This window comes from Kitasatospora sp. NEAU-CNBT7, from assembly GCF_057220535.1.
Map to the genome: position 1 here is coordinate 15205 of NZ_JBXQQB010000001.1, position 26180 is coordinate 41384.

Genomic DNA, 26180 nt, shown 5'->3' on the forward strand with positions numbered 1-26180 from the left:
GGCGATGATCACCCGGCGGCTGCCCCGAGCGTATCCGGCGCACCCCGCGTCCGCCGGACCACCTGCGGGCCGGGGACGGAATCAGCACCCGGTCGCCGCGCATCCGGCGCAGCCGTACCCGTACCCGCAGCCTCCCGGGACCCGCCGCCCCACCTCGGCCGCCCCGCCCCGCCCCGGCCTGCCCCGGCCCGCCGGGCCCCGCGGCCTCAGGCGGGCTTGGCCAGCGTCTCCGCCAGGTACTGCACCGCGACCCGGACCAGCCGCAGCCGTTCCCGGTCCGGCGCGAAGTCCTCCACGATGTCGGAGATCCGTACGTCGGCCTTGGCCGCCCGGCCCTTGCCGCCGTGCAGCGTGCTCTGCAGCTTGCGGGCGGCGGCCAGGCCCTCGGTGTCCTTCTTGGCGGCGGCCAGCAGCAGGCGTGCGGGCGCCGTCCCGGGGATCTCGGCGCCCGCCTCGGTGAGGGCCGGGGCGTCGTAGCGGCCGGAGATCGCCGCCGCGGCCCCGTACAGGTCCGGGCGGGCCAGTCCGGCGGCGGCCGCGCAGGGTGCGCCGCCCTCGACCCCGAGCACCGCCCAGCCGCCCGGGCCGGCGGGTGCGGTGCGGAAGTTCTCGTTCACGGCGGTGCGCAGGACCGTGTCGTCCGCGACGGCCTGCGGGGCGGCGGCGATCAGGTCGCAGGGGTGGCCGGTGCCGTTCGGCGCTTCGGGGGCCACCACCACGAACGGCCGGGCCTTGCCGAGCTGGACGGCGGAGGCGACGCCTTCGAAGACGTCCGGCAGCTCGCTGTCGGCGGTGCGGCCGGCGGTGCCGGAGTGCAGCACGATCACCGGGAAGGCGGCCTTCGGGTCCTTCAGGTACTCGGCGGGCAGCCACACCCTGACCTTGCGGGGACGCCCGTCGGGCGCGGCCACCACGGCCTCGAGCAGGTTGCCGCCGGCCGGGTGCCCGACCGACTCGAAGCGGGTGACCACCGGCGGCAGCCCGGGGGTGGCGCCCGGGGACTCCACCGGCGGCGCGGCCGGCCGGGGCCCCGCGGTGGCCAGCGCTTCGTCCGCGACGCCCCGGACCGACCGGCCCGACAGCAGCAGCGCGACGGCCAGCGCGGTGACGCACATCCCGCAGAGCACCGCGCCGCCGGCCCGCAGCAGCATCGGCCGCTGCTCGGCGGTCAGCTCGTACGTCTGCGCGGCCCGCAGGTCGCGCCAGCGCAGCAGCGCGCCGCGGGCGAGCCAGGCAGCGGCCAGCGCCGAGATCAGCAGGGGCACCACCAGGAGCGGACGGAGCATGCGCGCACCACCTCGGAGGAGGACGGGCCGCCGGCACCGCGGCGGGCTCAGCCCTCAGGGTGCAAGACGAGCCGCCCGGGCGGGCCGGGGCCGTCCGGGCGGCGGGCGACGTTCACTCGAACGAGGGAGCAGCCGATCCGGCACCAGGCCCCGGCCCCGAGCTCGAGGCCCGAGCGAGGCCCAGGGGCCGGCCAGGCGTCGCTCAGCCGGCCCGCAGTGCGACCGTCATCGCCTCGACGGCGAGCAGCGGGTCGACGTTGCGGTCCAGCGCGCGGCGGCAGTCCAGGACGGCCTCGATCCGGCGCAGCGTCTGCTCGGGCACCCCGGCCGCGGCGACCTTGCCGACGGCCGCCCGCTGGTCCTCGTTGGCCAGCTCGCCGGTGGCGCCGAACTGGACCGCGAGCACGTCGCGGTAGAAGCCGAGCAGGTCGTTGAGCGCGGTGCCGAGCGTCTCGCGGCGGGTCCGGGTGGCGCGGCTCTTCTGCCGCTTCTCCAGCTCCTTCACCGCCCCGGCCATCCCGCGCGGCGCCCGGCTGCCCTCCTGGGCGCCGTAGGCGGCCCGCAGGTCACCGGTCTCCTTGGCGTCCTGGGTCTCGGCGAGCGCCTCGGCGTCGGCCTTCGCGGTGTCGACCAGCCGCTGCGCCGCCGTGAGGCAGCCGCCCAGGTCGGCGACGTCCAGCGGGATCCGCAGGACGTCCGCGCGCCGGGCCCGGGCCTGGTCGTCGACGGCCAGTCGGCGGGCCCGCTCGATGTCGCCCTGCCCGGCGAGCGCCGCCACCCGCGCCGTCCCGGGTTCCACGCCGTCGCGGCGCACCAGCATGTCGGCGACCGCCTCGGCGGGAGGGGTGCGCAGCACCAGCAGCCGGCAGCGCGACCGGATGGTGGGCAGCACGTCCTGCACGGACGGCGCGCAGAGCAGCCACACCGTCCGCGGCGACGGCTCCTCGACGCCCTTGAGCAGGGCGTTGGCGGCGGCCTCGGTGAGCCGGTGCGCGGCGTCCACCAGGATCACCGACCAGCGGCCGCCGGTCGGGTAGCTGGACGCCCGCAGCACCAGGTCACGCATGTCGCCGACGCCGATCGACAGGCCGTCGGTGCGGACGTACTTCACGTCCGCGTGGCTGCCGGAGAGCACCGTGTGGCAGCCGTCGCAGAAGCCGCAGCCCGGGGTGCCGCCGAGCTCCAGGTCGGGGCTGGTGCACTGGAGCGCCGCGGCGAAGGCACGGGCGGCCGTGGTCTGCCCGGCCCCGGGGGGTCCGGTGAACAGCCAGGCGTGCGTCATCAGCGAGGCGTTGGCCCCGGGCTGCGGCCCGGCGCCGCCGCGGCCGGCCAGCACGCTCGCCCGGGCGGCGCGGGCAGCCGCCTGCAGCTGCTCCACCACCCGGTCCTGGCCGACCAGGTCGTCCCACACACTCACGCCGCACTCCCTGCCGCCGACTGCCCCGCCGACCCGTCCGCCCAGCCGCCCTGCCGCACCCGGTTCCGCCCACCGAGCCTAACGCGCGCCCCGGACAGCCCTGCGCGTTCCGGGCACCACCGCGTTCCGGGCAGTACCCCGGTCCGGACGCTGCGCTGCCCCGGACGCGGACCGGTCCGGACGCGGACCGGTCCGGCCCCTGCGCGTACGCGGGGACCGGACCGGTGCCGGGTGGTGCGGCGGGGTGCGGGAGTGGGCTCAGTCCCGGCGGCGCTTGCGGAACAGGCCGCGCGGCGTCCCGGAGTCGGGCTGCTGCTCGTCGGACTCCCAGTGCGCCCACTCGTCGCGGGAGCCCAGCAGGCTGTCCGTCAGGCTCGGCAGGTCGTCCATCGGGGTCTCCTCGGCCCAGTCCGGGCGCGGCCGCGGCTCGACGGCCGGCAGCTCCCGGGTGGTCTCGGCGGTGGGCTCCGGGTCGGCGGCCTTCGGCTCGTCCCGCCACAGGCCGGGCGGTACCCGGTCCTGGGCGGAGGCGGCCGGCGGCCTGGGCGACGACGGGCCGGCCGGCTCGACGGCGGGCAGCACCGCGGTCTCGTCGACGGACGGGACCTTGGGCAGGACGGCGGTCTCACCGGCCGCCGGCACCTTCGGCAGGACCGCGGTCTCATTCGCGGGCGTCTTCGGCAGGACCGCGGTCTCGTCCGCGGGCACCTTCGGCAGCACCGAGGTCCGCGCTGCCGCGGCCCGGACGGCCGCCGCCCGCTGCTCCTCGGAGATCTCCTGGGTGGTCTCCTCCGGCGCGACCGGCTCGGCCTCCGACCCGGACCCGCCCGGCTTCCCGGGCGCAACCTGCGGCAGCTCCGCGGTCACAGCCTCGGCCGCCGGGGCGGCAGCCGCCGCGGCCGCCGCAGCAGCGGCCGCAGCCTCGGTCTCGGCCCGCAGCCGGGCCTCCTCCGCGCGCTGCAGGGCCTCCTCGGCCCGGCGGCGCTGCTCCTCCCGCTGCAGTTCGCGCTGCCGCTGGAGTTCGGCCTGCGCGGCCGCCTCCGCCTCCTGGCGCTTGCGCTCCTCGGCCTCGACGGCCAGCCGGGCCTCCTCGGCGGCGCGGCGGGCGGCCTCCGCCTCCGCGCGCTGCCGGGCCTGCTCCTCCTCGCGGAGCCGGGCCTCCTCGGCCGCCTTGCGGGCGGCCTCGGCGGCGGCCCGTTCGGCCTCCAGCGCGGCCAGGCGGTCCTTCTCGGCCTGCTCGGCGCGCAGCTGCTCCAGCAGTTCCTGGCGCTTGCGCTCGGCCTCGGCGGCCTCGGCCTGCTTGCGGGCCTCCTCGGCGGCGCGGCGCTCGGCCTCCTCGCGGGCGAGGCGGTCCTGCTCGGCCTTGGCGGCGCGTTCCTGTCCGGAGAGCGGCAGCTCGCGGTCGAGCCGGTGGCGGATCGCGGTGGTGACCACCGCGGGCTGCTGGCTGCCGTCGACGACCAGGTAGCGCGCCGGGTCGGCGGCGGCGAGGGCCAGGAATCCGGCCCGGACCCGCTGGTGGAACTCGGTCGGCTCGGACTCCAGCCGGTCCAGTGCCTCGGTGAAGCGCTCGCGGGCCGCTCCCGGGTCGACGTCCAGCACCACGGTGAGGTCGGGTACCAGGCCGCCGGTGGCCCAGCGGGAGATCCGGGCGACCTCGGTGGCGGCCAGGTCGCGGCCGGCGCCCTGGTAGGCGATCGAGGAGTCCATGTAGCGGTCGGTGATCACGACGGCGCCGCGGGCCAGCGCGGGCCGGATCACGTTCTCGACGTGCTCCGCCCGGTCGGCCGCGTAGATCAGCGCCTCGGCGCGGTGCGAGAGGCCGGTGTTGCCGACGTCCAGCACCAGCGCGCGCAGCCGCTGCCCGATCGGGCTGCCGCCGGGTTCGCGGGTGAGCACCACCTCGTGGCCCTTGCTGCGGATCCACTCGGCGAGCGCCTGCGACTGGGTGGACTTGCCGGCGCCGTCGCCGCCCTCCAGGGCGATGAAGAAGCCGGTGCCGGTGGTGCGGTGGGCGGGCAGCGTGGTCGAGCCGCGCAGGGCCCGGACCAGCTCCCGGCCGAGCGGCACGGTGCCCCGGCGGTCGTCGGTCTTGAGCAGGACCACCCCGGCGAGCACCAGGGTGAGCAGCCCGGCGGTGGAGACGGCCAGCGCGGCGCCGCCGTGGATGAAGGTGAAGCCGCCCGGCCGGACCTCGCCGTACGCGACCTCGCCGTAGGCGGCGGCGATCAGCGGCAGGCCGACCAGCGCGGCGGCGACCACGGCCCGCAGCACCGCGTACAGGTGCTCGGTGACCTTGGGGAGCCGGATCTCCTCGATCTCCTGGGCGAGCAGGGTGCGGCCGGTGGCGACGACCACGCCGGCCGCCAGGGCGGCCACCACGGTGAGCAGCAGCACCAGGACGAAGTCCAGGACCAGCCCGGCCAGGATCAGCGTGACGCCCTCGACCAGCAGCGCCAGCGCGAGCAGTCGGCGGCGGGAGAGCGCGGGCAGGGTGGCCCGGGTCAGCCGGACGCCGACGGCCGGGGCCCCGGCGGCGGCGAGCACCAGCAGCCCGTACCCGATCGGGCCGGCCCGGTGGTCGAGGGCGGTGAGCAGGCCGAGGGCGGCGACCCCGGCCATCGAGGCGTAGGCGGCGGCGACCGAGAAGGTGAAGAAGGGGGCGGAGCCGGTACGGCCCTTGCGCAGCGCCGAGCCGCCGGGGGCGGCGTCGGTGGGGGCGCGCAGGCCCTGCAGCGGGGAGCGCGGCGCGGTCGGACCGGCCGACGGCAGCTGCTGCAGGTAGATCAGTACGGCGGAGGCGGCGAACAGCAGCGCGGCGCCGATCGCGGCCGAGGTGGTCTGGTTGTCCCGCAGCCAGCCCGACCCGAGCGCCGCGAGGACGTTGTTCAGCAGGGTGAGCGCCACCAGTGCGGTGGCGGCCAGCGGGAGGGCGGCCCAGCCGGTGCGGGCGTCCAGGGTGCGGACGGCGTCCAGGCTGGCGGCCGACGGACGGCGCTCGGCGGCGGGCGCGTACGGGTCGGCGGCCGGGAGCAGTCCGGGTACGGCGGCGGCCTTGCCGATCGTCCAGACCCGCTCGGCGGCGCCGGCCACGAAGGCGGTGGCGAGCAGGGCCCAGACGGCCGAGCCGGGGGTCCAGGTCACCCACCAGGGGGCGATGCCGATCAGGACGGCCCGCAGCACGTCGGCGCCGAACAGCGACCAGCGGCCGTCGAGGCGGCCGCCCACCAGCCGGTGCACCGGTCCGAGCAGCACCGCGCCGAACAGCAGGGTGGCCAGCAGCCGGGCGCCGAACGCGGCGGCCAGCGCCAGCGCCAGCTGCCGGTACCCGTGGCCGAACTGGCCGCCCACCAACGCGGCGATCACCGTCAGCGGCAGCAGCACGAGCAGCGCCAGCCGGTCGGCGGTGCCGCCGACCAGTTGCGCGGTCCACAGCCGCCGGTACGGGCGCAGCCGCAGCAGCGCCCGGGCGCGCTCGCCGGGGGTACCGGCCGGGGCCACGTCTGGCAGGTCCGGCGCACCGGGGCGGTTGGTGGGCTGCTCCTCGCTCGTCATACCGTCAGCGTAGCGGTCGGCCCAAGCGCCAGTAGGGGTGCGGGCCCCCGTGGGCCCGGCTCATGACAGGGTTGTGACGCACCGCGGGCCCGCACCGGAGGTACGGGCCCGCGACGGGAGGACGGTCAGCTCTCCTCGGACTCCGCGGCGCTCTTGGTGGCGGCGGCCGAGGTGGCGGTGGTGGTCTTCTTGGCCGCCGTCTTCTTGACCGCGGTCGCCTTCTTGACCGTGGTGGTCTTCTTCGCGGCGGTCTTCTTGGCGGCCGTCTTCTTGGCCGCGGTCTTGGTGGCGGTGGCCTTGGTGGCCGCCGCCTTCTTCGCCGGGGCCTTCTTGGCGGTCTTCTTCACCGGCCCGCGGGCCCGCTTCTCGGCGAGCAGCTCGAAGCCGCGCTCGGGGGTGATGGTCTCGACGTCGTCGTCCTTGCGCAGCGTCGCATTGGTCTCGCCGTCGGTCACGTACGGGCCGAAGCGGCCGTCCTTGACCACCACCGGACGCTCACTGACCGGGTCGTTGCCGAGCTCCTTGAGCGGCGGCGCGGCGGCGGCCCGGCCGCGCTGCTTGGGCTGGGCATAGATCGCCAGTGCCTCGTCGAGGGTGACGGTGAACAGCTGGTCCTCGCTGGTCAGCGAGCGGGAGTCGGTGCCGCGCTTGAGGTACGGGCCGTAGCGGCCGTTCTGCGCGGTGATCTCCTGGCCCTCGGCGTCGGCGCCGACCACCCGCGGCAGCGAGAGCAGCTGGAGCGCGTCCTCGAGCGTGACGGTGTCCAGCGACATGGTCTTGAACAGCGAGGCGGTCCGCGGCTTGACCGCGTTCTTGCCGGTCTTCGGGGTGCCCTCGGGGAGGATCTCGGTCACGTAGGGGCCGTACCGGCCGTCCTTGGCGACCAGCATGTTCCCGCTGACCGGGTCCTGGCCCAGCTCGAAGTCGCCGCTCGGCCTGGCCAGCAGCTCCTCGGCCAGCTCGACGGTGAGCTCGTCCGGCGGCAGCTCGTCGGGGATGTCGGCGCGCTGACCGGGCTCGCCCTCGACCGGCGAGGCCTTCTCCACGTACGGGCCGTAGCGGCCGACCCGCAGGGTGATGTCCTGGCTGAGCGGGAAGGAGCTGATCTCCCGGGCGTCGATCGCGCCGAGGTCGGTGACGAGCTCCTTGAGGCCGCCGAGGTGGTCGCCGTCGCCGTTGCCCGCGTCCGCGGCCCCGCCCGCGGCGGGCAGTCCCTCGCCCTCGCCGAAGTAGAACCGCTTCAGCCACGGCACGGACTGCGCCTCGCCGGCCGCGATCCGGTCGAGGTCGTCCTCCATCCGGGCGGTGAAGTCGTAGTCGACCAGCCGGCCGAAGTGCTTCTCCAGCAGGTTGACCACGGCGAAGGAGAGGAAGGACGGGACGAGCGCCGTGCCCTTCTTGAAGACGTACTTGCGGTTGATGATCGTGTCGATGATCGACGCGTACGTCGACGGGCGGCCGATCTCCCGCTCCTCCAGCTCCTTGACCAGCGAGGCCTCGGTGTACCGGGCCGGCGGCTTGGTCGCGTGGCCCTCGGGGCTGAGCCGGTCTGCGGCGAGCGGGTCGCCCTCGGTGACCTGGGGCAGCCGGCGCTCGCGGTCGTCCAGCTCGGCGTTGGGGTCGTCGGCGCCCTCGACGTAGGCCTTGAGGAAGCCGTGGAAGGTGATGATCTTGCCGGAGGCGGAGAACTCGGCGTCCCGGCCGTCCGCGGCGCGGCCGCCCACCTTCACCGTGACCGACTGGCCGACGGCGTCCTTCATCTGCGAGGCGACGGTCCGCATCCAGATCAGCTCGTAGAGCCGGAAGTCGTCACCGGCGAGACCGGTCTCGGCGGGGGTGCGGAAGCGGTCGCCGGAGGGGCGGATCGCCTCGTGCGCCTCCTGGGCGTTCTTCACCTTGCTGGCGTAGACGCGCGGCGCATCCGGCAGGTAGTCGGCCCCGTAGAGCTGGGTGACCTGGGCCCGGGCGGCGGCCACGGCCGTCTCCGACAGCGTGGTGGAGTCGGTACGCATATAGGTGATGAAGCCGTTCTCGTACAGCTTCTGGGCCACCTGCATGGTCCGCTTGGCGCCGAAGCCCAGCTTGCGGCCGGCCTCCTGCTGGAGCGTGGTGGTGCGGAACGGCGCGTACGGCGAGCGGCGGTACGGCTTGGACTCGACGCTGCGCACCGAGAACGCGGTCTGCTCCAGCGCGGCCGCCAGCGCGCGGGCCGCCTGCTCGTCGAGGTGGAGCGTGTTGGCGGTCTTCAGCCGGCCGTCCTGGCCGAAGTCGCGGCCGGTGGCGATGCGCTTGCCGTCGACGGCCACCAGCCGGGCGCCGAAGCTCTCCGGGTTGGCCGCGTCGGCCGCGGTGCGCCCGGTGGAGAAGGTGCCGATCAGGTCCCAGTACGAGGCCGAGCGGAAGGCCATCCGCTCCCGCTCCCGCTCGACCACCAGGCGGGTCGCCACCGACTGCACCCGGCCGGCCGAGAGCTTCGGCATGACCTTCTTCCACAGCACCGGCGAGACCTCGTAGCCGTAGAGGCGGTCGAGGATGCGGCGGGTCTCCTGGGCGTCGACCAGGCGCTGGTTCAGCTCGCGCGGGTTGCGCACGGCCTCCTGGATCGCGTCCTTGGTGATCTCGTGGAAGACCATCCGGTGCACCGGCACCTTGGGCTTGAGCACCTCCTGCAGGTGCCAGGCGATCGCCTCGCCCTCGCGGTCCTCATCGGTGGCGAGGAAGAGCTCGTCGGACTCGGCGAGCAGCGACTTCAGCTTGGAGACCTGGGACTTCTTGTCCGCGTTCACCACATAGATAGGTGCGAAGTCGTGGTCGACGTCGACTCCGAGGCGGCGCACCTCGCCGGTGTACTTGTCCGGGACCTCGGCGGCCGTGCCGGGCAGGTCGCGGATGTGCCCGACGCTGGCCTCGACGATGTAGCCGGGGCCAAGGTAGCCCTTGATCGTCTTCGCCTTGGCCGGCGACTCGACGATGACGAGTCGCTTGCCGTGCGCGGTCTCGCTGCTCGGGGACACCTTCGCTCTTCTCTCCCGGTCGTTAATCTCTGCTGGCGGCGCCCGGCAGCAGACAGGAATCTCACCCTGTCTTCCCTCCCGGTCCGCCATCGGAACAGGAGGGGCCCTCGCCCCGGAGGCAGCCGCTGCGCGACGGCCCCACCAGCGGAGTGTGACCGTACCCTGGCCACCCTTGTCAAACGGACGGATCCAGCTTTTTCACCGGCTAGGCCGACCGACGCCACTCGAACGGTAACCCGATGCCGTGCCTTTGCGCTGCGCAGATGGGGCTTTCCCCTCCCGGGAAGCCGCCCGGGAGCACCTCGGCGGCCGAATCCGGCAGGGCGGTGGCTGACGGGCGATCAGCCCGGCCCGGGTCCTCCGAGCCGGTCGGGCGGGGGGTCGGGGCGCGGGAGCCGGGGTTTGCGGCCGGGGGTGGGAGCTGGGCCGCGGGGCGGGGCAGGGCGGCCCGGGGCGGCGCGGCGCGGTCAGCGGGTGAAGGCCGCGCCGAGCAGGCTGAGGCCACCTGCCAGGGTGCTGGTACCGAGCAGGGCCCAGAACAGGTCGCTGAGCAGGGCCGACGCCGAAGCCGCGTCGTGGCCCGCCAGCACCACGCGCCCGGGCCGCCGGGCGTCGTACGCGACCTGCACGTCCGTCCCGGGCACCAGACGCGCCGGGCGGCGCAGCAGGGTGTGCCCGCGGGGTCGGGCGAGCACGGTCCCGGTCCCAGTCCCGGTCCCGGTCGGGTCGTCGCCGGCCCGGCCGCCGGGGGCGTGGCCCGCGCCGGAACGGTCGGCCGGGTCGGGCACCGCCCGCAGTACCCCGGCATCGGTCCGACCGGCCACCGGGTACGCCAGCAGCGGGGCGCTGTCCAGCTCGCCGGAGGCGTCGCCGTACGGCTCCAGGTACGGGTCCGCGCCCGGGGTGCCGTCGGCCACCACCCGAGCGGTGACACGCACGCCGTGCCGACGCAGACGGTGGCGAAGACGCAATTCGACGGCGCACCAGAGCAGGAGTGCGCTGCCGAACACCGCGAGCACCACCCCGGCCGCCAACGCCGTCGGCTGCTCCACCCCGCCGCTCCCGTCTCTCTGTCCACAAGCCTGTGGACAGACAGTTCCAGCCTGCGGACAACCCCGGACCGACGTCCGACGTACACCGGGCAACGTCAAGCCGTCCAACGAGTGAACGGCACCGGCGCGCGACACGCCGACCGGCAATGACGGTACGTCAGCGCTCTGTTCCGGCGAGGGAGGTCGGGCCGTGCACCGCGCACCGGCCAGGTCCGCGCCGGGGTTCGCGCCGGGGCGTGGCCGAGGTCCTGGCCGGGGTCGTGGCCGGGGTCGTGGCCGGGATCCTGGCGTGAGTCCTCGCCGGTCCCGTCACAGAGCGGCACCGGGCGTCACAGCCCTGCAACCGCCGCAACCCGGCGGCGGCCCCCACCCGTGTCCCGGAACGACATCGGACATTCCACAGGGGGGATCCCGCATGAACCGCCACCACCACCTCCTCGCCCTCGCCGCGCTGCTGGCCGCCACCACGCTCGGCCTGACCGCCTGCGACCCCGACGGCCCCGCCCCGGCAGCCGGGGCCTCGGCGGCCTCCGGCGTCCCGGCCCCGACCGGCGCGGCCACCCCGGGCGCCGGTACGGGAGGGACGAGCGGCGCGGCCACCGGCAGCGCCAACCCCTCGGCCAAACCGTCGGCCAAGCCTTCCGCCAAGCCCACCGGATCCCCGTCGGCCGACTGCACCACGGCCGCCCAGAAGCCCGGCCACCAGGTCCTGCACGCCACCGCCGCCACGGCCGGACAGCTGACCGCCCAGAAGACCGTGCTCACCTGCGGCCCGACCGTCGACAACGACGGCTACTACACCCCCCAGGGGTCCGCCGCCGCCTACCCGTTCGCCGCGGGCGCCACCGCCCACCTGGTCGACCTCAACAACGGCAGCGGCACCCGGACCGTTCCGCTCCCCACCCTGGTCGGCCACCTCGGCGACTGCCTGGCCCACCGCACGCCGGCCGACGGCTCGAACTGCTACGGGGACTACTACGACGTCGCCCTCGACGGCTCCGGCCACATCACCGCGATCAGCGAGCTGTACCATCCCTGACCTGCGCCCGGACCGGGCGCCCTGATCCGCGGACCCGGCGCCGGACCCTACGCCGGCCCCGGCTCCCGCAGGGCCCTCGGCCCGTGCGGGGGGTCCGGCGCCGGCCGGGGTCAGGCCGTGACCGGGTCGATGAATCCCTGCTCGGTGAGCATCCGCAGCGACTCCGGCACCCGGTCCCGCAGCACCACCCGCTCCTCGCCGAGCAACTGGGCGATGGCGTCGACGATGTCGCCCGCCGGCAGGGTGCCGTCGCAGACCCCGACGAAACCGGCGCCCACCGTGTCCACCTTGGTCGCCCGCCGCATACCCCGGTTGTGACGCAGGATCACATGCTCCGGGTCCTCCGCGCCGGGTGCGCCCACCTGCTCCTGGACCACATCGTCGACCAGCACGTACTTGGCGGCCAGCAGGGCGGCGTCGTCGTGCGCACGCAGGAAGTCCTGCCGGTCGAACCAGCGCTCGATGTGCGGGCCGAGCGGCTGCTCGACCGGGTGCGGCCACTCCTCGATCCGGACCACCGGATCGGCGGCGCCACCGGCCCGCAGCGTGATCCAGCCGAACCCGACACCCTCGACGTCCGCGGCCTCGAAGGCGTCCAGCCACTCCGCGTACCGGGCCTGGTAGTCGGCGCCGGGGCCGCGGTGGTCGCCGCCGTCGCGCAGCCACAGCTCGGCGTACTCGGCCACGTCCTGGACCTGGCGCTGCACCACCCACGCGTCCAGCCCGGTGCCCGCCACCCAACCGGCCAGCCGCTCCTGCCAGTCCTCGCCCTTGACGTGCTGCCAGTTCGCCAGCAGATGGCAGTAGCCACCGGGCTCCAGGTGGGCCGCGGCGTTGCGGACCAGGCTGCGGCACAGCCCGTCGCCCGCCATGCCTCCGTCGCGGTAGACGAAGCGGCTCCCGGGCGAGATCACGAACGGCGGATTGGAGACGATCAGGTCGAACCTCCGCCCGGCCACCGGCTCGAACAGACTTCCCTCCGCCGTCTCGACGTCCTCGAAGCCGGACAGCGCCAGGGTCAGCCTGGTGAAGTGCAGGGCGCGCGGGTTGAGGTCGGTGGCGGTGACCCGCTGGGCGTGCCGGGCCGCGTGCAGCGCCTGGACCCCGGAACCCGAGCCCAGGTCCAGCACGGACCGCACCGGCCGCCGCACGGTCAGGTTCGCGAGTGTGGTGGAGGCACCGCCCACACCCAGGACCAGGTCCTTGCGCGCGACCCCGGCGGCCGTCTCGCCGGAGCCGATCCCGCCCGCGCCACCGACCGCGCAGCCCAGGTCCGACACCACCCAGGCGTCCGCACTGTCCAGACCGGCCACCTCGTTGGCGTACGGCCGGATGTCCACGGCCGCCCGCAGCTCACCGCCGTCCGCCACCAGCCAACCGTCGGCCAGGCAGTCGGCCACCGGCAGCGCGGCTCCGGCCGCGGCGTACGACACCGGCTGCTGCAGCAGGAACAGCCGCACCAGCGTCTCCAGCGGCGTACCGCCGCGGGTCGCCCGCAACGCCGGCACCGCCTCGCTGCGCGCCAGCGCCGCATAGCCGGTCGGCCCGAGCAGGTCGAGGCAGCCGTCCGCGGTGAACGAGGCGGCGAGCAACGCCTCGCGGAGCTTGGCGAGACGGGAGACATCAAGAGTGGGGCTACTGGTCACCCCGCCATTGTCCCCCGCCGTCGCGGCTCCTCAGCCGCAGCCACGGCCGAGGCTGCAGCTACGGCCACGGCCACGGCACACGGGGTCACTCCGACCGGCCCGCCCGGCGCCCGGCCCAGCCCGACCGGTCGACCGCTCCGGGTCCGCCGGCTCGGCCCGCCGGCCGTCTCAACTCGCGGTCGGCGACGGCGCGGCGGCCGACTGGCCTGCGGACGACTGACCTGCGGACGACTGACCTGCGGCCGGGGAGGCCGCACCGGCGGGCGACGCGGCCGAACCGGCAGCGGGAGAAGCGTTGGGCGAGGCATTGGTCGAGGCATTGGGATCGGCGGCCGGCGGCACAGCCGCACCGGACCCACCGGTGGCGCCGGGGGCGGGCGTGCCGGCAGGGGCGCCCGTCTTGCAGCCCGGCTGCTTCTTCATCGCATCGCCGAGTTCACCGCTCTGCAGCCGGCCCAGCGCCTGGGTGGACAACTGGGAGAGCCGCTGCACCTGGTCGCCCACGCTGCGCAGCCCGTCCGCGAACTTCGCCTGGTCCGTGGTGGGCAGGCCCTCGAGCTTCTTCTGCGCGTCCTGATAGCCCTGGGCGGCCTGCTTCAGTTCGCCGACCGCGTCCTTCTGGACGGTCGCACCGTCGGTGACCTTGGGCGCGCCGGCCTTGTCGATCGCGTCGGCAAGCTCCTGGTTGGTCTTGCCGAGCGCCGCCAGGTCAACCGCGAGCCGCTTCTGGAGATCCGCCGGAGCCTCGGCCGGCTGGACCTTGGCGGTGTCCGCGAGAGCCGTCCGGGACTGGGCGATCGGCGCCTGCGCCGCGTCGCAGACGCCCTTCGCCCAGGTGCCCAGCTGTGCACTGTTGTCGTCGTCGCTGCACGCGGCGGTGCCCAGCGCGAGGACCGCACCGAGTGTGGTCACGGCCAGCAGTCGCTTGTTCACCAGTGGGCCCTTTCGGCGGTCCGGGTCATCGACCTGCGAACCTACACGGCCCTCCGCCCCCGCCGCACAGCCCCGGGGCCGGACGGTACCGAAGCCGCAGATCAGAGCCGGTCAGACGCCGGTCAGGCGCCGGCCATCCGTTCCACCGGCTCCAACGGCCCGGCCCGCTCGACCCTGATCGGATCGCCGCTGCGCACGGTCCGAAGGACCTGCGCGTCGCCCTCCAGCGCGCCGAGGACATTGCAGGGGCCGGCGAGTCGGCACTCGCCGCCTCGCGAGATCGGGGTCGGCCCGTAGGGCAGTGCCAGGCTGTCGCCGTCCGTCCAGAACGCCACCGTGCCCGGCTCGACCACCTGCTGCGCATCGGCCTCCTGCGGCACGCGGACGGGCGTACCGAAGTAGACCTCCTCGCCCCAGGTACTGGCCGAGGAAGCGATCGGCAGCGCGGCCCAGAGCGCCTCCGAGGTGGGGGTGGAGCGCAGCACAGCGGTGACCTGCCCAGCAGGCCAGAGAATGCGTATCCGCACGGGGTGTCCTCTCCCGGACGTGGTGAGACCTCACCGATCGCGCCGGAGAGCAGCGAACCGCCTGCTTCAACAAATTGTCAATCAAGGCCCGAAGGGTGGGCGTCGGCCGGGCCGCATCACGCCCCGGGGGCACAACGGGTCCGCTGGACACCCACCCGCTCGGACGCGGCACAGCCGGGCCGGCTGGAGGACTGCGAAGCGCGGGGAGCCGCAGGCTGACCACAAGGGCCGAAGCGGGGCCGGAGCGGGGTCGGACCGGAGGGTGTCAGGCCTCGACCGGAACGTTGGCGATCGGCCAGCTCATCTTGACCAGGCCGCCCTCGGCGCCGTTGTCCACCTCGACGTCCTCGACCAGGCCGGTGATCACGGCCAGTCCGAGGTCGTCCTCACCCGCCTCGGGTTCGGCGCCTGCCTCGCGCTCGGCCGCGAGGATCGGACCCGCCTCGTCCTCGACCTCGATGAGGAAACGCTTCTCCAGATCCGTCAGAGCGACTCGGATCGTGCCCTCGACGCCGCTGCGCTGGTGCAGGCCGACAGCGCGCGAACACGCCTCGCCGACCGCCAGTCGTACCTCGTCCAGCACCGACTCGTCGACCCCGACACGTCTCGCGACAGCCGCCGCCACCAGGCGGGCCGTGCGCACATGCCCTGGGAGCGCGCTGAATCGAAGTTCGACGGTTGCCATCAATCCCCCTCCGGGGTTGCACCCCGTGCGCGGCGGCGGAGCGCTCGGCTCCGGACCGACACGGGCAGAGTCGGCTCCCGGGACCGGCGGGGCGGCGGACAACGCCGCGCCCCGCCGGTATCCGGAGAGCGATCAGTCGGTCGCCGAGACAGCCTCTTCCACAGAGGTGTGGATCGGGAACACCTTGGTCAGACCGGTGATCCGGAAGATCTTGAGGATGCGCTCCTGGTTGCACACCAGGCGCAGCGAGCCCTCGTGCGCCCGCACCCGCTTCAAGCCGCCGACCAGCACACCGAGGCCGGTCGAGTCCAGGAAGTCAACGCCTTCCATGTCGACGACCAGGTGGTAGCTGCCGTCGTTGACGAGCTCGACCAGCTGCTCGCGCAGCTTCGGGGCGGTGTACACATCGATCTCGCCGCCAACCTCGACGACCGTGCGATCGCCGACTGTACGGGTCGACAGGGACAGGTCCACGGAACCTCCAGCACCTTGCCTTGCTACGTCATTGCGATCTTCGGCCAGGTGGCCGCCACCGCGTGGTCGCAGGCCAGGGGCGTGGCAAGCCGCGGCTCGGCCTCGACTTTGCGACCCTCGGCCATGCGGCCGTCACGGCCTCATTCAACCACTTGTGACCATGCCCGCACGATGGCTTAGGGCGATTCTCCGTCACGCCGGTGACACACTGGGTCCTCATGCCGCCCCGTCATCACCAGCCCGAGGCTCTGCTCGAGACCCTGTCCACCGACCGGGGCCGAGCGGACCGCCTCACCCATACGGAGCATCTGCCCGCCCGCGCCGCACGTTACGCACCCTGGCCTGAGGGAATCCGCGCGGAAGTGGTGGAGGCCGCCGCAGCCCTTGGCGTGTCGCAGCCGTGGACACACCAGGCGGAGGCCATGGACCTCGCCCGGTCGGGCCGGTCCGTGGTGATCGCCACGGGTACCGCCTCCGGCAAGTCGCTCGGCTACCTCGCCCCCGTTCTGAGCGCCCTGCTCGACGGCACCGAGGCCCGCAACGGGCGCGGCGCCACCGCCCTCTACCTGGCCCCGACCAAGGCCTTGGCCGCCGACCAGCGCCGGCGCGCCGCGGAGCTGGTGCCCGGCCGGGTGCGGGTCGCGCTGTACGACGGCGACACCCCCGGCGAGGAGCGTGAGTGGGTACGCCAGTACGCCTCGTACGTGCTGACCAATCCCGACATGCTGCACCGGGGAATCCTTCCTGCCCATCCCCGCTGGTCCTCCTTCCTCAAGGCGCTCCAGTACGTCGTCATCGACGAGTGCCACAGCTACCGGGGCGTCTTCGGCTCGCACGTCGCCCAGGTGCTGCGCCGGCTGCGGCGGCTGTGCGCCCGCTACGGCTCGAACCCGACCTTCCTGCTCGCCTCGGCCACCACCGCCGAACCGGCCGCCACCGCAGAGCGGCTCACCGGCCTGCCGGCCGTGGCCGTGACGGACGATGCCTCCCCCCGCGGCCCGCTGGTCTTCGGGCTCTGGGAACCGCCACTCACCGAGAACGTCGGTGAGCACGGCGCCCCGGTCCGGCGCACCGCCACGGCGGAGGCCGGGCACCTGCTCACCGAGCTGGTCGAAGCCGGGACCCGGACCGTGGTCTTCGTCCGCTCCCGGCGGGGTGCGGAACTGGTCGCGCTCCAGGCCCAGGACCAGCTCGGCAGCCCGCTGGCCGGTCGGGTCGCCGCGTACCGGGGCGGGTACCTCGCCGAGGAACGGCGGGCGTTGGAGAGCGACCTCCAGTCCGGTCGGCTGCTCGGGGTGGCCTCCACCTCCGCGTTGGAACTCGGTGTCGACGTGTCGGGCCTGGACGCCGTGCTGATGGCGGGCTACCCGGGTACCAGGGCCTCACTCTGGCAACAGGCCGGGCGGGCGGGCCGCGAGGCCCAGGGCGCGCTCGCCGTGCTGATCGCCCGGGACGACCCGCTGGACACCTACCTGGTGCACCACCCGGAGGCGCTGTTCGCGACCCCGGTCGAGGCCACCGTGCTGGATCCGGACAACCCGCACGTACTGGCCCCGCACCTGTGCGCCGCCGCAGCAGAGCTCCCGCTGAGCGAGCCCGACCTGGCCCTGTTCGGTCCCTCCGCCGCTCAGCTGCTCCCCGTCCTGGAACGGCGTGGCCTACTGCGGCGCCGCACGGACGGCTCCTGGTACTGGACCCGTCGCGAGCGGGCAGCCGACCGGGTGGACCTGCGTGGCAGCGGCGGCAACCCCGTTCAGATCGTGGAGGCACCGACCGGCCGGCTGCTCGGCACCGTGGACGCCGCAGCCGCCCACACCACCGTGCACACCGGCGCCGTCCACCTGCACCAAGGCCGCAGCTACCTGGTGCAGGACCTGGACCTGGAGACCTCGGTCGCCCTGGTCGAACGGGCCGACCCGCCGTACACCACGGCCGCCCGAGACATCACCTCCATCTCGATCCTGTCCACCGACACCACCGAGGAGTGGGGGGAGGCCCGGCTCAGCTTCGGGTCGGTGGAGGTGGTCAACCAGGTGGTCGGTTACCTGCGTAAGCGGATCTCCACCGGAGAGATCCTCGGCGAGAGCAAGCTCGACCTTCCTCCCCGCACCCTGCGGACCCGGGCCGTGTGGTGGTCCGTCACCGAGGACCAGCTGCTCGACGCCGACATCCCCGTCGACCAACTGCCCGGCGCCGCGCATGCTGCGGAGCACGCCTCGATCGGTCTGCTCCCGTTGTTCGCCACCTGCGACCGCTGGGACATCGGCGGTGTGTCCGTGCCGCTCCACCCGGACACCGGCCTGCCGACCGTCTTCGTGTACGACGGCCACTCGGGCGGCGCCGGATTCGCCGAACGCGGTTTCCGGCGGGCGGTGGAGTGGCTGACCGCCACCCGGGACGCCATTGCCGCGTGCGAGTGCGAGCGCGGCTGCCCGTCGTGTGTCCAGTCGCCCAAGTGCGGCAACGGGAACGACCCGCTGGACAAGGCCGCGGCCGTCCGGTTGCTGGGCATCCTGCTGGCAGGTGCGCCCCACCACCAGGGGGCTTCGGACGGAGCACGGCCGAACGACGAGGTGCGGGCGGCGACGACGGACCGAGCGACGGCGGTACGGGCCGAGGAGGAACAGCCATCGGCGGAGCGACCGGCAGTGGAGCAACCGGCCGCAGAGCGACGAGCCGTGGAGCAGCCGGCGGCCGAGCAATCCGTGGACGGACCGGCGGGCTGAGCCGGGCAGGCCGCGGGTGGGCGGGCCGCCTCTGGCCCCGGCCGGGCGGACTCCGGGGCGGAGACGGCCCGCAGGTTCGCCCGTGGGCTGGTCCCTGGGCTGGCGTCTTGGCCGGATCCTTGACCAGCGAGAACGAGTACGCCCGGGATTCGACCGCATCCGCTCCCATCGCCCACACCGGGCCGGCCCGTGACCGCGCGGTCACCGGTCCGACCGGCACCGACAGCCCTCGCACCGGAACCTGGACCTTCACCTCGACGCTGTCGTCCTCGGTCGAGGCCGAACAGGACACCAGTTCGCTCTCCTGAAGTCGGGCAACCAGCGCCGCGTGCCCGCAGCCCCCGTCCGGGTCGATCAACAGGCGGTCGGCGGCGGCCAGCGCCGCCAGATCGGCCGCGGACTCGGCCCGGTGCCGGGCCGCGACCACCGCCCCGAACTCCACACTGACGGCGAAGACGGCACAGCCGAGCAGGCCCACGGCAACCAGCCAGACGGACGCCGATCCTCGGTCCGCGGCGGCCGTGCCCCACCGAGTGGTCCCTCGGGCACGGAGCCGGCAACCGGCCCGGGCCAGACCGGCTCCGGCACATCCGGCCGTCAACCTCAGCCTCGGCACCCGGATCCGCATCGGCCTCGTACTCAGGACGGCCATGAGGCGCCTCCTCCGTCCGAACCGATGACGTCCTCACGCGCCGCCACCGCGCTCGCCCCGAGCCGCACCGCGAGGAGAGCACGCAGCCTCCCCGGCCCCGGCCACGGCGCCTCCACCGTGACCCGGACGGTCCGGTCGTCGGTCGCCACGCGGACCTCGGCTCCAGCCGGGGCCGCTTGCCTCGCCAGCGCCTCCGCATCGGGATCACCGCGGGCCGCTGCCCGCGCGGCGACCCTGGCCGCGTCGACACAGCGGATCTGCCCCGCGGCAGCCATCACCCCCCATACGAGCATCACAGCGAGCAGGACCAACGCCGGAAGCGCCACCGCGGTCTCGGCCGTCACGTACCCGGCATCCCGTCCCGACCGGCGCAGTCGGTCACACCGCATGGAGCGCCCGGTCGAGGACGTCGGACAATGCACCCGAGACGGTGTCACTGGTCACCACCCGGTAGAGGATCGCCGCGAAGGCACAGGCGGCGACCGTTCCGATGGCGTATTCGGCGGTGGTCATGCCGGTGTCCCGGCCGCCCGACCGCATCCTCCGCAGCCCGGACCGCGGCCAGGATGTCAGGTGTCCGAGGACGCGGCTCAGGGCGCGGGGCAGGGCACGGGAAAGGTGGGCTCGGCTCTGGATCTGGGACATGGCGAAGCTCCTTCAACAGTCGTAGGGGGTTGTGGGCCAGCCACTCTGCTGGCCGGGTATCTGGCCGGACGTCGGCTCCGGTCCGGCCGTCAGATCCGCCGCGCGAACAGGGTGGTCAGTCCGACCACGACCGGGACCACACCGATCAGCACGAAGGCCGGTAGGAAGCACGCCCCGAGCGGCGCGGTCGCGAGGACTCCCGCCCTGCGGACCCTGGCGTGTGCCGCACGGCTCGCCGCGGCTCGTTGGGCGTGGGCGAGTCCGCTCAGCGCCTCGGCGGGTGGGGCGCCGCTGAGGCTGGTGCGGATCAGGCATCTGGCCAGCGGGGCCAGCGGCGGGCAGTCGGCAGCCAGCTGTCCCCAGCAGTCCTCCGGCGCCGCGCCGAGGGAGAGCTGTGCCGCCGCTCCCCCGAGGCGCGTGTTCATGGGGGCGCCGACGCTCCGGGCGACCGCTGCGGCGGCCTCGGCCGGTGAGGGACAGGTGCCCAGACACGCGGCCAGGAGGTCTGCGGTCAGTGGCAGTTGCCGGACGATGTCGTCCTGCTCGCGTGCGGCTCGACGGGCGGACGGCGAGCGAATCGCGGGCGCCCACCGCCACAAGGCCAGTCCGACCAGGGTTCCGGCCGGCGGGCCCATCCGGCCGCCGAGGAGGGCGACCGTTCCGAGCAGCGCGAGCAGCGGCAGCACCCAGCGGTGCGCCAATACCGCGCTCGCCCGGTCCTCCAGTGATCCGACGCGGCGCACTCGCTGGCGAATCGGTCCCCGCTGTGGGTGGAAGGGTCGACCGGCCCGCAGGATCGCCCCCGCTCGGGCACGGTTCTCGCGCCTCCTGACGACCCGATGGGCCTGTGCAGCCGTGCCAACAAGCCCGGCCAGTCCGGCCGCTGCGAGCAGACCGACCGGCAGAAGCGACACGGCCGGCCGCCAGGGGGCGCCGGCCAAGGGCGGCGCGATGATCAACTCGCTCCCTTCGCCAGCAAGGGCCGGGTACGGGCCAGCCCACACCTCGGTGGAGCACCGGGGCCTGCCTCAGCCACGCGCCGCTCTCCGGCCCCGCGCCGTACCGGCCCGGCGCCCTGTACGGCCTCCGCTCCCCGGATGATCCGCGCGGTCCAGGACAGCCCTGCCGCCTCCAGCAACGCCCCGCCGAGCAGGCACCCCAGCCCCGCGGGGGTGTGCAGCAGGATCCGCACCGGCTGCACACCGAGCGCGAAGCCGAGCAGCATGCCGACCAGCGGAAGCGCTGCGAGCATCGCGACCGTCGCCCGCGGACCGGCGAGCTCCCCCGCGATCTCCTCGGCCAAGGCCCGTTCGGCCCGCAACGCGTCCGCGACGTGTTCCAGGCCGGCGGCCAGACCTGTCCCGCTCTCGGTGGCGACCTGCCAGCAGGCGGCGACCGCCGCGGCGCCACCGCCGCCGGGCAGTTCCGCCACCAGCCGCAGAGCCTGCGGAACGTCGGCTCCGTACGGGGCAGCGGCCAGCCGGGTGGCTGGTTCCGCCCCGAGGCTGCGGCGCAACTGCGACCCGGTTCTGGCGATGACGGCCTCCACTGACTGTACGGCGGTCGCGCCGCTGCGCAGCTCGGCGGCGATCCCCGCGCAGAGATCGATCACCGCCGCCGACCTCCGCTTGGCCTCGCCTCTCGTCCGGCGTCGGCGCCGGTAGCCATGGAGTGGCCGGATGCCTGCGAGTGCGCCCAGCACCGGAACCGGCGAGCGGGCGATCATGCCCAGCAGCAGGCCGATCGGCAGCAGAAGCAACTCGGTTACCAGCCACCGGGGTCGGTTCGCCAACAGCCGTCCCCGCAGTCGTACGGCGCGGGCCGACAGGCAGGAACCGGTGGCGGGGCCGCGGCCGAGGAGCAGCCGGGTGCGACGCCTCGCCCAGGCTCGCTGCCGTAGGCTGCCCAGCCCGATCCGGAAACCTACGACGGCGCCTCCGAGACCAGCGATCAGCGGTAGCGTCCCGATCGCGGGGGCCGGGGTCACCGGATCCCCCTGACGGCCGAACGCAGCAGCCACCAGGCGGTCCCGGCCACCGCGCAGAGCAGCACCGAACACAGCAACGCAATCTGACGGTCAGTCACCGCAGGCTCCTCGGCAGCTCGACACCGCGGGCCTCGCACCGTTGCCGTAGCCCGTCCCATCCGGGACCGGGCACGCTGCTGCCGTCCGCACCGAACCCGACCGCGAGCGCGGTCCGGGCGAGCCCGTGATCGTCGTCGGTGAGGGTGTGCAGGGCGGTGACCCGGCGGGTGCCCGTTGCCGGGTCGCGGGCCAGGTGGACCACCACGTCCAGCGCGGCCCGGAGCTGGCTGTGCAACGCAGGACGGTCCAGGCCTGCCAGCGCGCCGAGCGCCTCCAGCCTGACGGGGACATCGGAGGCGGAGTTGGCGTGGACGGTTCCGAAGCCCCCGTCGTGCCCGGTGTTCAGGGCAGCCAGCAGGTCCACCACCTCCGCGCCGCGGACCTCTCCGACCACCACCCGGTCCGGGCGCATCCGCAGGGCCTGCCGGACCAGATCCCGCAGGGTGAGCTCGCCGAGGCCCTCCTGGTTGGGTGGACGGCTCTGCAGCTGGACCACATGGGGATGGTCGGGCCTGAGCTCGGACGAGTCCTCGGCCAGGACGATCCGCTCGTGGTGGGCGACCAGGCCGAGCAACGCCGAGAGCAGCGTGGTCTTCCCGGTGCCGGCGCCGCCGCTGACGAGTACCGAGAGCCTGGCCCTGACGGCCTGCGCCAGGAGCTGTGCACCGGTGGGCGGCAGCGATCCGCAGGCCACCAGGTCATCCAGGGTGAAGGGTTGCGGTCGGCTGGTCCGCAACGAGATGTGCGTGCATCCGGCGGCGATCGGCGGGATCACCGCGTGCAGCCGGGTGCCGTCCGGCAGTCTGCCGTCCACCCACGGCCTTGCGTCGTCGAGCCGTCTCCCGGCCGCCGAGGCCAGCCGGTGGGCGAGCCGCCGGACGGCGTCGGGGTCGGGGAAGCGGATGTTCGGCACCCGTTCCAGGCCCGCGCCTCGGTCGACCCAGACCTGGTCCGGCGCGTTGACCAGGACGTCCGTGACCTCGGGGGCGGAGAGCAACTGGTCCAGTGGGCCGGCTCCGATCAGTTCGGCGCGCAGCCGCCGGACGGCGTCGAGGGTGTCCCCGCCGCCCAACGGTGGGCGGGCCGATCGAAGGGCGGCGGCCACGGATCCGGCGGTCGGTCGCGCACCGGTCTCGGCGAGTCGGAGCCTCACCGCATCGACGAGTGCCGCCGTCCGGTCCGTGTCCCCTTCCGGCCGGAGCGAGGCGGATCGGGACAGCCCGGGACCGATCACGACGGGCCCGACGGGCACCGGTCGGGCGGAGCCGCGGGTTGCGCGGCTCGGCCGGCCTCGGAGCCGGCCCGCCGCGGCGGACTCGCGCTGCTCCTCGGCAGCGTCCTGGCCCTCCCCGGCGTCACCGGCTTCCGCGGGCCCGGGCCCGGATACGGCATCGGCGGATGCGGAGCAGCCCTCTGCAGGCGCCTTCGCCGTACCGCCAGCTTCGTCCAGGTCTTTCCGCGCCTGCCGGGCGGCTGCGGCCGGTGCGTCCACGGGCCGGGTCGTGCCGGGTGTGTCCGTCATCCGCACCACCACGGCCTTCGCCGCAGCCTCCTCCGCTTCCGCCGTCCTTCCGTCCGCCTCTCCCCCGGACGCGGTGCGCAGGGCTGCGGGCGTCGGGGCGAAGGGCCCGAACGGTCTGGCCCGGTTCCGGCGCTCGTCCCCGGGTCCCCGTCCGATGGGTCGGCGGGACAGCGTGACACCCCGGTGCGGCGCACCCGGGCCCCGCTCCTTGATGGTCTTCCGCAGGGTGGGCCTGCGCAGACGATCGGTCACTGGGCACCTCCTCCGGCCGCTGCCACCGGGGGCAGGGCCTCGTCCAGGAAACTGCTGCAGAAGCGGGCGAGCGGGCCGTGTTCCCTGCTGCCCGGCGGCGCGCCGCGCTCCACGTCCACGGTCAGACCGGGTTCCAGTGGCAGCTCTCCGGCCAACGGCAGGCGAAGTCCCTTGGCGATCTCGCCGCCGGCCAGGCCGACCGCTCCGGGCACCCGTACCACCGCACGCAGGTCGGACACCCGCATCCGCGCGGCCGCCGCCACCCGGTCCGCGGCCGCCATCGCGCGCAGTTCGGCGGGGATCACCAGCAGGCCGGTGTCCGCCTGCTCCAGGGCTTGTCCTGCGGCGGCATCGAGGTGGCGTGGCAGGTCGAGGACGACCAGTCCGCCGCGTCTGCGGGCGGCGGCGAGGACGCTGCGCATCGCCTCAGGCGGGATGGACAGCAGGTCGCTGCGGTCCCAGGACAGGGTGGTGAGGCGGTGGAGCTCGGGGAGCGCGCCGGCCAGTTCGGCGCCGCTGACGCGGCCGCGGGATCCGGCGAGGTCCGGCCAGCGCAGTCCGCCGGCCTGTTCGGCTCCGAGCATCACGTCCAAGCCCCCGCCGAGCGGGTCGGCGTCGATCAGCATGGTGCGGTGTCCGGCTCGGGCGGCGGTGACGGCCAGTGCGCAGGCGAGCGTCGACGCCCCGGCGCCGCCGCGGCCGCCGAGGACGGCCACGGTGAGTGCCGGCGGGCCGACGCCCTCGGCCGCGTCGGCGATCCGGTCCAGCAGCCAGGTCTGTGCGTCCGGGAGGAACAGCACGTGCTCCGCGCCGAGTTGGACGGCGCGGACCCAGATGTCGCCGTCGTCGAGGTCGAGGCCGAGCAGGAGTACCCCGCTCCGGCGGGTGAGGCCGGCGCAGGCCTCGGCGAGGTCGTCGCCGACCAGGACGAGGGGCGCGCTCTCCCAGAGGTGTCGCGGTGGCGGGGCGGCGGACAGCAGGTACGGATCGGTGCCCGCGGCGGCGCAGATCCGCACCAGGTGCTCCGCGAGCGCCTCGTCCCCGGTGACGATGAGCGGCCCCGAGGGGGTCGGCTGGTCGGCGAGGTCGTGATCGGTGATCGGTGTCGACATGGCGGTCTCCCCCGGTGAGGTGGTGTCCGGTTCCGGCGGCCGGAACCGGCCGACGACGGGGCGCGGCCGCTTCCCTCGGCGAGGGTTGCGGCGGCTGCCCGGGCACCACGGTGCGGGGCGGAGCGGATTCCGTCATCCCCCTTCCGAATCCCTGTGGACAAGTCGGGGTTGTGGATAACTTTGTTCACTCGCCAGGGGGGTATTGGCATGCGGAATTGACGCGCGAAGGCGCCGGAGAACGATCTCGAAGCCCCATGGGCACCACACAATGGGGCATTGACTCTGATCACTTAGCGTGATGCCACGATCCCGATCGGACGAGACTCGAAGATCATCGCTCGACTTCGCCGGGGCTGCTGACAGCTCTCCCGGACCGCCCCCAACTCGCCGGCAAAATGGCCCCGGACGTGCGACGACCCCCGCCGGGGGGGAGAGCGGGGGTCGTCTATCCACGGCCCGACTCGGGGGGGAGGAGCCGGACCGGGTTAGCACGGTCGCGAACGATCCGTGACTTCAATGGTGTACCCGAGCGGCCAGAAACACAAACCCGCGCGCCTACGAGTACGCCGAATGGCGGGGTCCCGGGGCGCGCCCTCTATCCTCAGTTCCCGTGGACACCACCGAGAACGCCGACATCGCCGACCAGGGCGGGAACACGCCACCGGGCACCGCGAACCGTTCCTCCTCGGAAAGCACCGAGCCTTCCGCCGCACGGCGCGCATATCCGGCGCCACGCACCGCGGCCTTCTTCGACCTCGATAAAACGATCATCGCCAAGTCGAGCGCGCTCGCGTTCAGCCGCCCGTTCTACCAGGGCGGCCTGATCAACCGTCGAGCCGTCCTGAAGAGCGCCTACGCCCAGTTCATGTTCCTGCTGGGTGGCGCGGACCACGACCAGATGGAGAAGCTCCGCGCCTACCTGTCCACCCTCACCAAGGGCTGGAACGTGCAGCAGGTCCGCGAGATCGTCGCCGAGACCCTGCACGGCCTGATCGATCCGATCATCTACGACGAGGCCGCCTCGCTCATCGAGCAGCACCACGCGGCCGGCCGGGACGTGGTGATCGTCAGCAGCTCGGGTTCCGAGGTGGTCGAACCGATCGGTGCACTGCTCGGGGCCGACCACGTCATCGCCACCCGGCTGAAGGTCGAGGACGGCCGGTACACCGGCGAGATCGAGTACTACGCGTACGCCGAGAACAAGGCCTCCGCCATCCGTGAGCTGGCCGCGGTCGAGGGGTACGACCTGCCCAACTGCTATGCGTACAGCGACTCGTCGACCGATCTGCCGATGCTGGAGGCGGTCGGCCACCCGTCCGCGGTCAACCCCGACCGGGCGCTGCGCAAGGAGGCACTGTCCCGGGAGTGGCCCGTGCTGGTGTTCAGCCGACCCGTGGAACTCCACCGCAGGCTGCCCGAGTTCCACGCGCCGAGCCGGTCGGTGGTCGCGACGGTCGCCCTCGGGACGGCCCTGCTGACGGTTGGCGTGCTCTGGTACGCGTCACGACGACGCAGGTCACAGGCCTGATCATGGAAAGGGGGCGGACCTCCGGGGCC

The 26180-nt window shown here is 74.3% G+C and carries 20 protein-coding genes and 1 pseudogene; 4 read left to right on the top strand and 17 right to left on the bottom strand.

Translation table 11 applies throughout. The features are described from left to right. Window positions 1-206: 206 nt before the first annotated feature. The 5 genes from AC2TEW_RS00065 to AC2TEW_RS00085 form a co-directional block, all read right to left on the bottom strand. A complete protein-coding gene (locus AC2TEW_RS00065) occupies window positions 207-1286 on the bottom strand; it encodes an alpha/beta hydrolase (protein ID WP_484621185.1) in 1080 nt (359 codons plus the stop codon). Between the two features lie 202 nt (window positions 1287-1488). Continuing rightward, window positions 1489-2703 carry a DNA polymerase III subunit delta' gene (locus AC2TEW_RS00070; protein WP_484621186.1) on the bottom strand — a complete coding sequence of 405 codons (1215 nt, stop codon included), beginning with the start codon at window positions 2701-2703 and terminating at the stop codon, window positions 1489-1491. 258 nt (window positions 2704-2961) lie between these two features. Then, window positions 2962-6258: a dTMP kinase gene (gene tmk, locus AC2TEW_RS00075; protein WP_484621187.1), complete on the bottom strand. Its 3297-nt coding sequence runs from the start codon at window positions 6256-6258 to the stop codon at window positions 2962-2964. Window positions 6259-6383: 125 nt separating this feature from the next. After that, window positions 6384-9272 (bottom strand): type I DNA topoisomerase, encoded by a 2889-nt coding sequence (gene topA / locus AC2TEW_RS00080; protein ID WP_484621188.1) that lies wholly within the window; start codon window positions 9270-9272, stop codon window positions 6384-6386. A gap of 467 nt (window positions 9273-9739) precedes the next feature. After that, window positions 9740-10324, bottom strand: coding sequence for a hypothetical protein (locus AC2TEW_RS00085; protein WP_484621189.1), 585 nt, complete (start codon window positions 10322-10324; stop codon window positions 9740-9742). A 415-nt stretch (window positions 10325-10739) separates the two neighbouring features. Between AC2TEW_RS00085 and AC2TEW_RS00090 the strand changes: the two genes are divergently transcribed. Continuing rightward, entirely contained in the window at window positions 10740-11363 is a 624-nt protein-coding gene (locus AC2TEW_RS00090; protein WP_484621190.1) for a hypothetical protein, read from the top strand. A 110-nt stretch (window positions 11364-11473) separates the two neighbouring features. On the opposite strand, the gene AC2TEW_RS00095 is transcribed toward AC2TEW_RS00090, so the two are convergent. The 5 genes from AC2TEW_RS00095 to bldG form a co-directional block, all read right to left on the bottom strand. Next, window positions 11474-13009, bottom strand: a complete 1536-nt coding sequence (locus AC2TEW_RS00095) for a DUF7059 domain-containing protein (RefSeq protein WP_484621191.1) — start codon at window positions 13007-13009, stop codon at window positions 11474-11476. Window positions 13010-13177: 168 nt separating this feature from the next. Further along, window positions 13178-13942, bottom strand: coding sequence for a small secreted protein (locus AC2TEW_RS00100; protein ID WP_484621192.1), 765 nt, complete (start codon window positions 13940-13942; stop codon window positions 13178-13180). Between the two features lie 122 nt (window positions 13943-14064). After that, the gene (locus AC2TEW_RS00105) at window positions 14065-14469 is read right to left on the bottom strand and encodes a cyclophilin-like fold protein (protein ID WP_484621193.1); all 405 of its coding nucleotides are present in this window, start codon (window positions 14467-14469) and stop codon (window positions 14065-14067) included. Window positions 14470-14734: 265 nt separating this feature from the next. Continuing rightward, window positions 14735-15154 (bottom strand): ATP-binding protein, encoded by a 420-nt coding sequence (locus AC2TEW_RS00110; protein ID WP_484621194.1) that lies wholly within the window; start codon window positions 15152-15154, stop codon window positions 14735-14737. A gap of 132 nt (window positions 15155-15286) precedes the next feature. Beyond that, window positions 15287-15628 (bottom strand): anti-sigma factor antagonist BldG, encoded by a 342-nt coding sequence (gene bldG, locus AC2TEW_RS00115; RefSeq protein WP_033822951.1) that lies wholly within the window; start codon window positions 15626-15628, stop codon window positions 15287-15289. A 218-nt stretch (window positions 15629-15846) separates the two neighbouring features. On the opposite strand from bldG, the gene AC2TEW_RS00120 reads away from it, so the two are divergent. Further along, the gene (locus tag AC2TEW_RS00120) at window positions 15847-18354 is read left to right on the top strand and encodes a DEAD/DEAH box helicase (RefSeq protein WP_484621195.1); all 2508 of its coding nucleotides are present in this window, start codon (window positions 15847-15849) and stop codon (window positions 18352-18354) included. Window positions 18355-18461: 107 nt separating this feature from the next. Next, the gene (locus AC2TEW_RS00125) at window positions 18462-18662 is read left to right on the top strand and encodes a hypothetical protein (RefSeq protein ID WP_484621196.1); all 201 of its coding nucleotides are present in this window, start codon (window positions 18462-18464) and stop codon (window positions 18660-18662) included. On the opposite strand, the pseudogene AC2TEW_RS00130 reads toward AC2TEW_RS00125, so the two are convergent. From AC2TEW_RS00130 to ssd, 7 genes and pseudogenes are all read right to left on the bottom strand, one after another. Next, window positions 18593-19006: pseudogene (locus AC2TEW_RS00130) on the bottom strand (Rv3654c family TadE-like protein); the annotation flags it as partial. The gene AC2TEW_RS00125 and the pseudogene AC2TEW_RS00130 sit on opposite strands and share 70 nt — an antisense overlap. Further along, window positions 18994-19350 (bottom strand): TadE family type IV pilus minor pilin, encoded by a 357-nt coding sequence (locus tag AC2TEW_RS00135; protein ID WP_484621197.1) that lies wholly within the window; start codon window positions 19348-19350, stop codon window positions 18994-18996. The pseudogene AC2TEW_RS00130 and the gene AC2TEW_RS00135, both read right to left, overlap by 13 nt. A gap of 34 nt (window positions 19351-19384) precedes the next feature. Then, window positions 19385-19651 (bottom strand): DUF4244 domain-containing protein, encoded by a 267-nt coding sequence (locus AC2TEW_RS00140; RefSeq protein ID WP_484621198.1) that lies wholly within the window; start codon window positions 19649-19651, stop codon window positions 19385-19387. A gap of 89 nt (window positions 19652-19740) precedes the next feature. Next, a complete protein-coding gene (locus AC2TEW_RS00145) occupies window positions 19741-20394 on the bottom strand; it encodes a type II secretion system F family protein (RefSeq protein WP_484621199.1) in 654 nt (217 codons plus the stop codon). A gap of 212 nt (window positions 20395-20606) precedes the next feature. Beyond that, entirely contained in the window at window positions 20607-21443 is an 837-nt protein-coding gene (locus AC2TEW_RS00150; protein ID WP_484621200.1) for a type II secretion system F family protein, read from the bottom strand. A gap of 289 nt (window positions 21444-21732) precedes the next feature. Then, the gene (locus AC2TEW_RS00155) at window positions 21733-22890 is read right to left on the bottom strand and encodes a TadA family conjugal transfer-associated ATPase (RefSeq protein WP_484621201.1); all 1158 of its coding nucleotides are present in this window, start codon (window positions 22888-22890) and stop codon (window positions 21733-21735) included. A 617-nt stretch (window positions 22891-23507) separates the two neighbouring features. Beyond that, complete coding sequence (ssd, locus tag AC2TEW_RS00160; RefSeq protein ID WP_484621202.1) at window positions 23508-24623, bottom strand: septum site-determining protein Ssd; 1116 nt, start codon at window positions 24621-24623, stop codon at window positions 23508-23510. Between the two features lie 610 nt (window positions 24624-25233). Here ssd and AC2TEW_RS00165 point away from each other — a divergent pair. Further along, window positions 25234-26151, top strand: coding sequence for an HAD family hydrolase (locus AC2TEW_RS00165; protein WP_484621203.1), 918 nt, complete (start codon window positions 25234-25236; stop codon window positions 26149-26151). Window positions 26152-26180: the final 29 nt, after the last annotated feature.

Bases quoted from the DNA above. Each gene is read 5' to 3' on its own strand.
- AC2TEW_RS00065 (WP_484621185.1), bottom strand. From the start codon at position 1,286: ATGCTCCGTCCGCTCCTGGTGGTGCCCCTGCTGATCTCGGCGCTGGCC.
- tmk (WP_484621187.1), bottom strand. From the start codon at position 6,258: ATGACGAGCGAGGAGCAGCCCACCAACCGCCCCGGTGCGCCGGACCTG.
- AC2TEW_RS00090 (WP_484621190.1), top strand. From the start codon at position 10,740: ATGAACCGCCACCACCACCTCCTCGCCCTCGCCGCGCTGCTGGCCGCC.
- AC2TEW_RS00110 (WP_484621194.1), bottom strand. From the start codon at position 15,154: ATGGCAACCGTCGAACTTCGATTCAGCGCGCTCCCAGGGCATGTGCGC.
- AC2TEW_RS00120 (WP_484621195.1), top strand. From the start codon at position 15,847: ATGCCGCCCCGTCATCACCAGCCCGAGGCTCTGCTCGAGACCCTGTCC.
- AC2TEW_RS00140 (WP_484621198.1), bottom strand. From the start codon at position 19,651: ATGTCCCAGATCCAGAGCCGAGCCCACCTTTCCCGTGCCCTGCCCCGC.
- ssd (WP_484621202.1), bottom strand. From the start codon at position 24,623: ATGTCGACACCGATCACCGATCACGACCTCGCCGACCAGCCGACCCCC.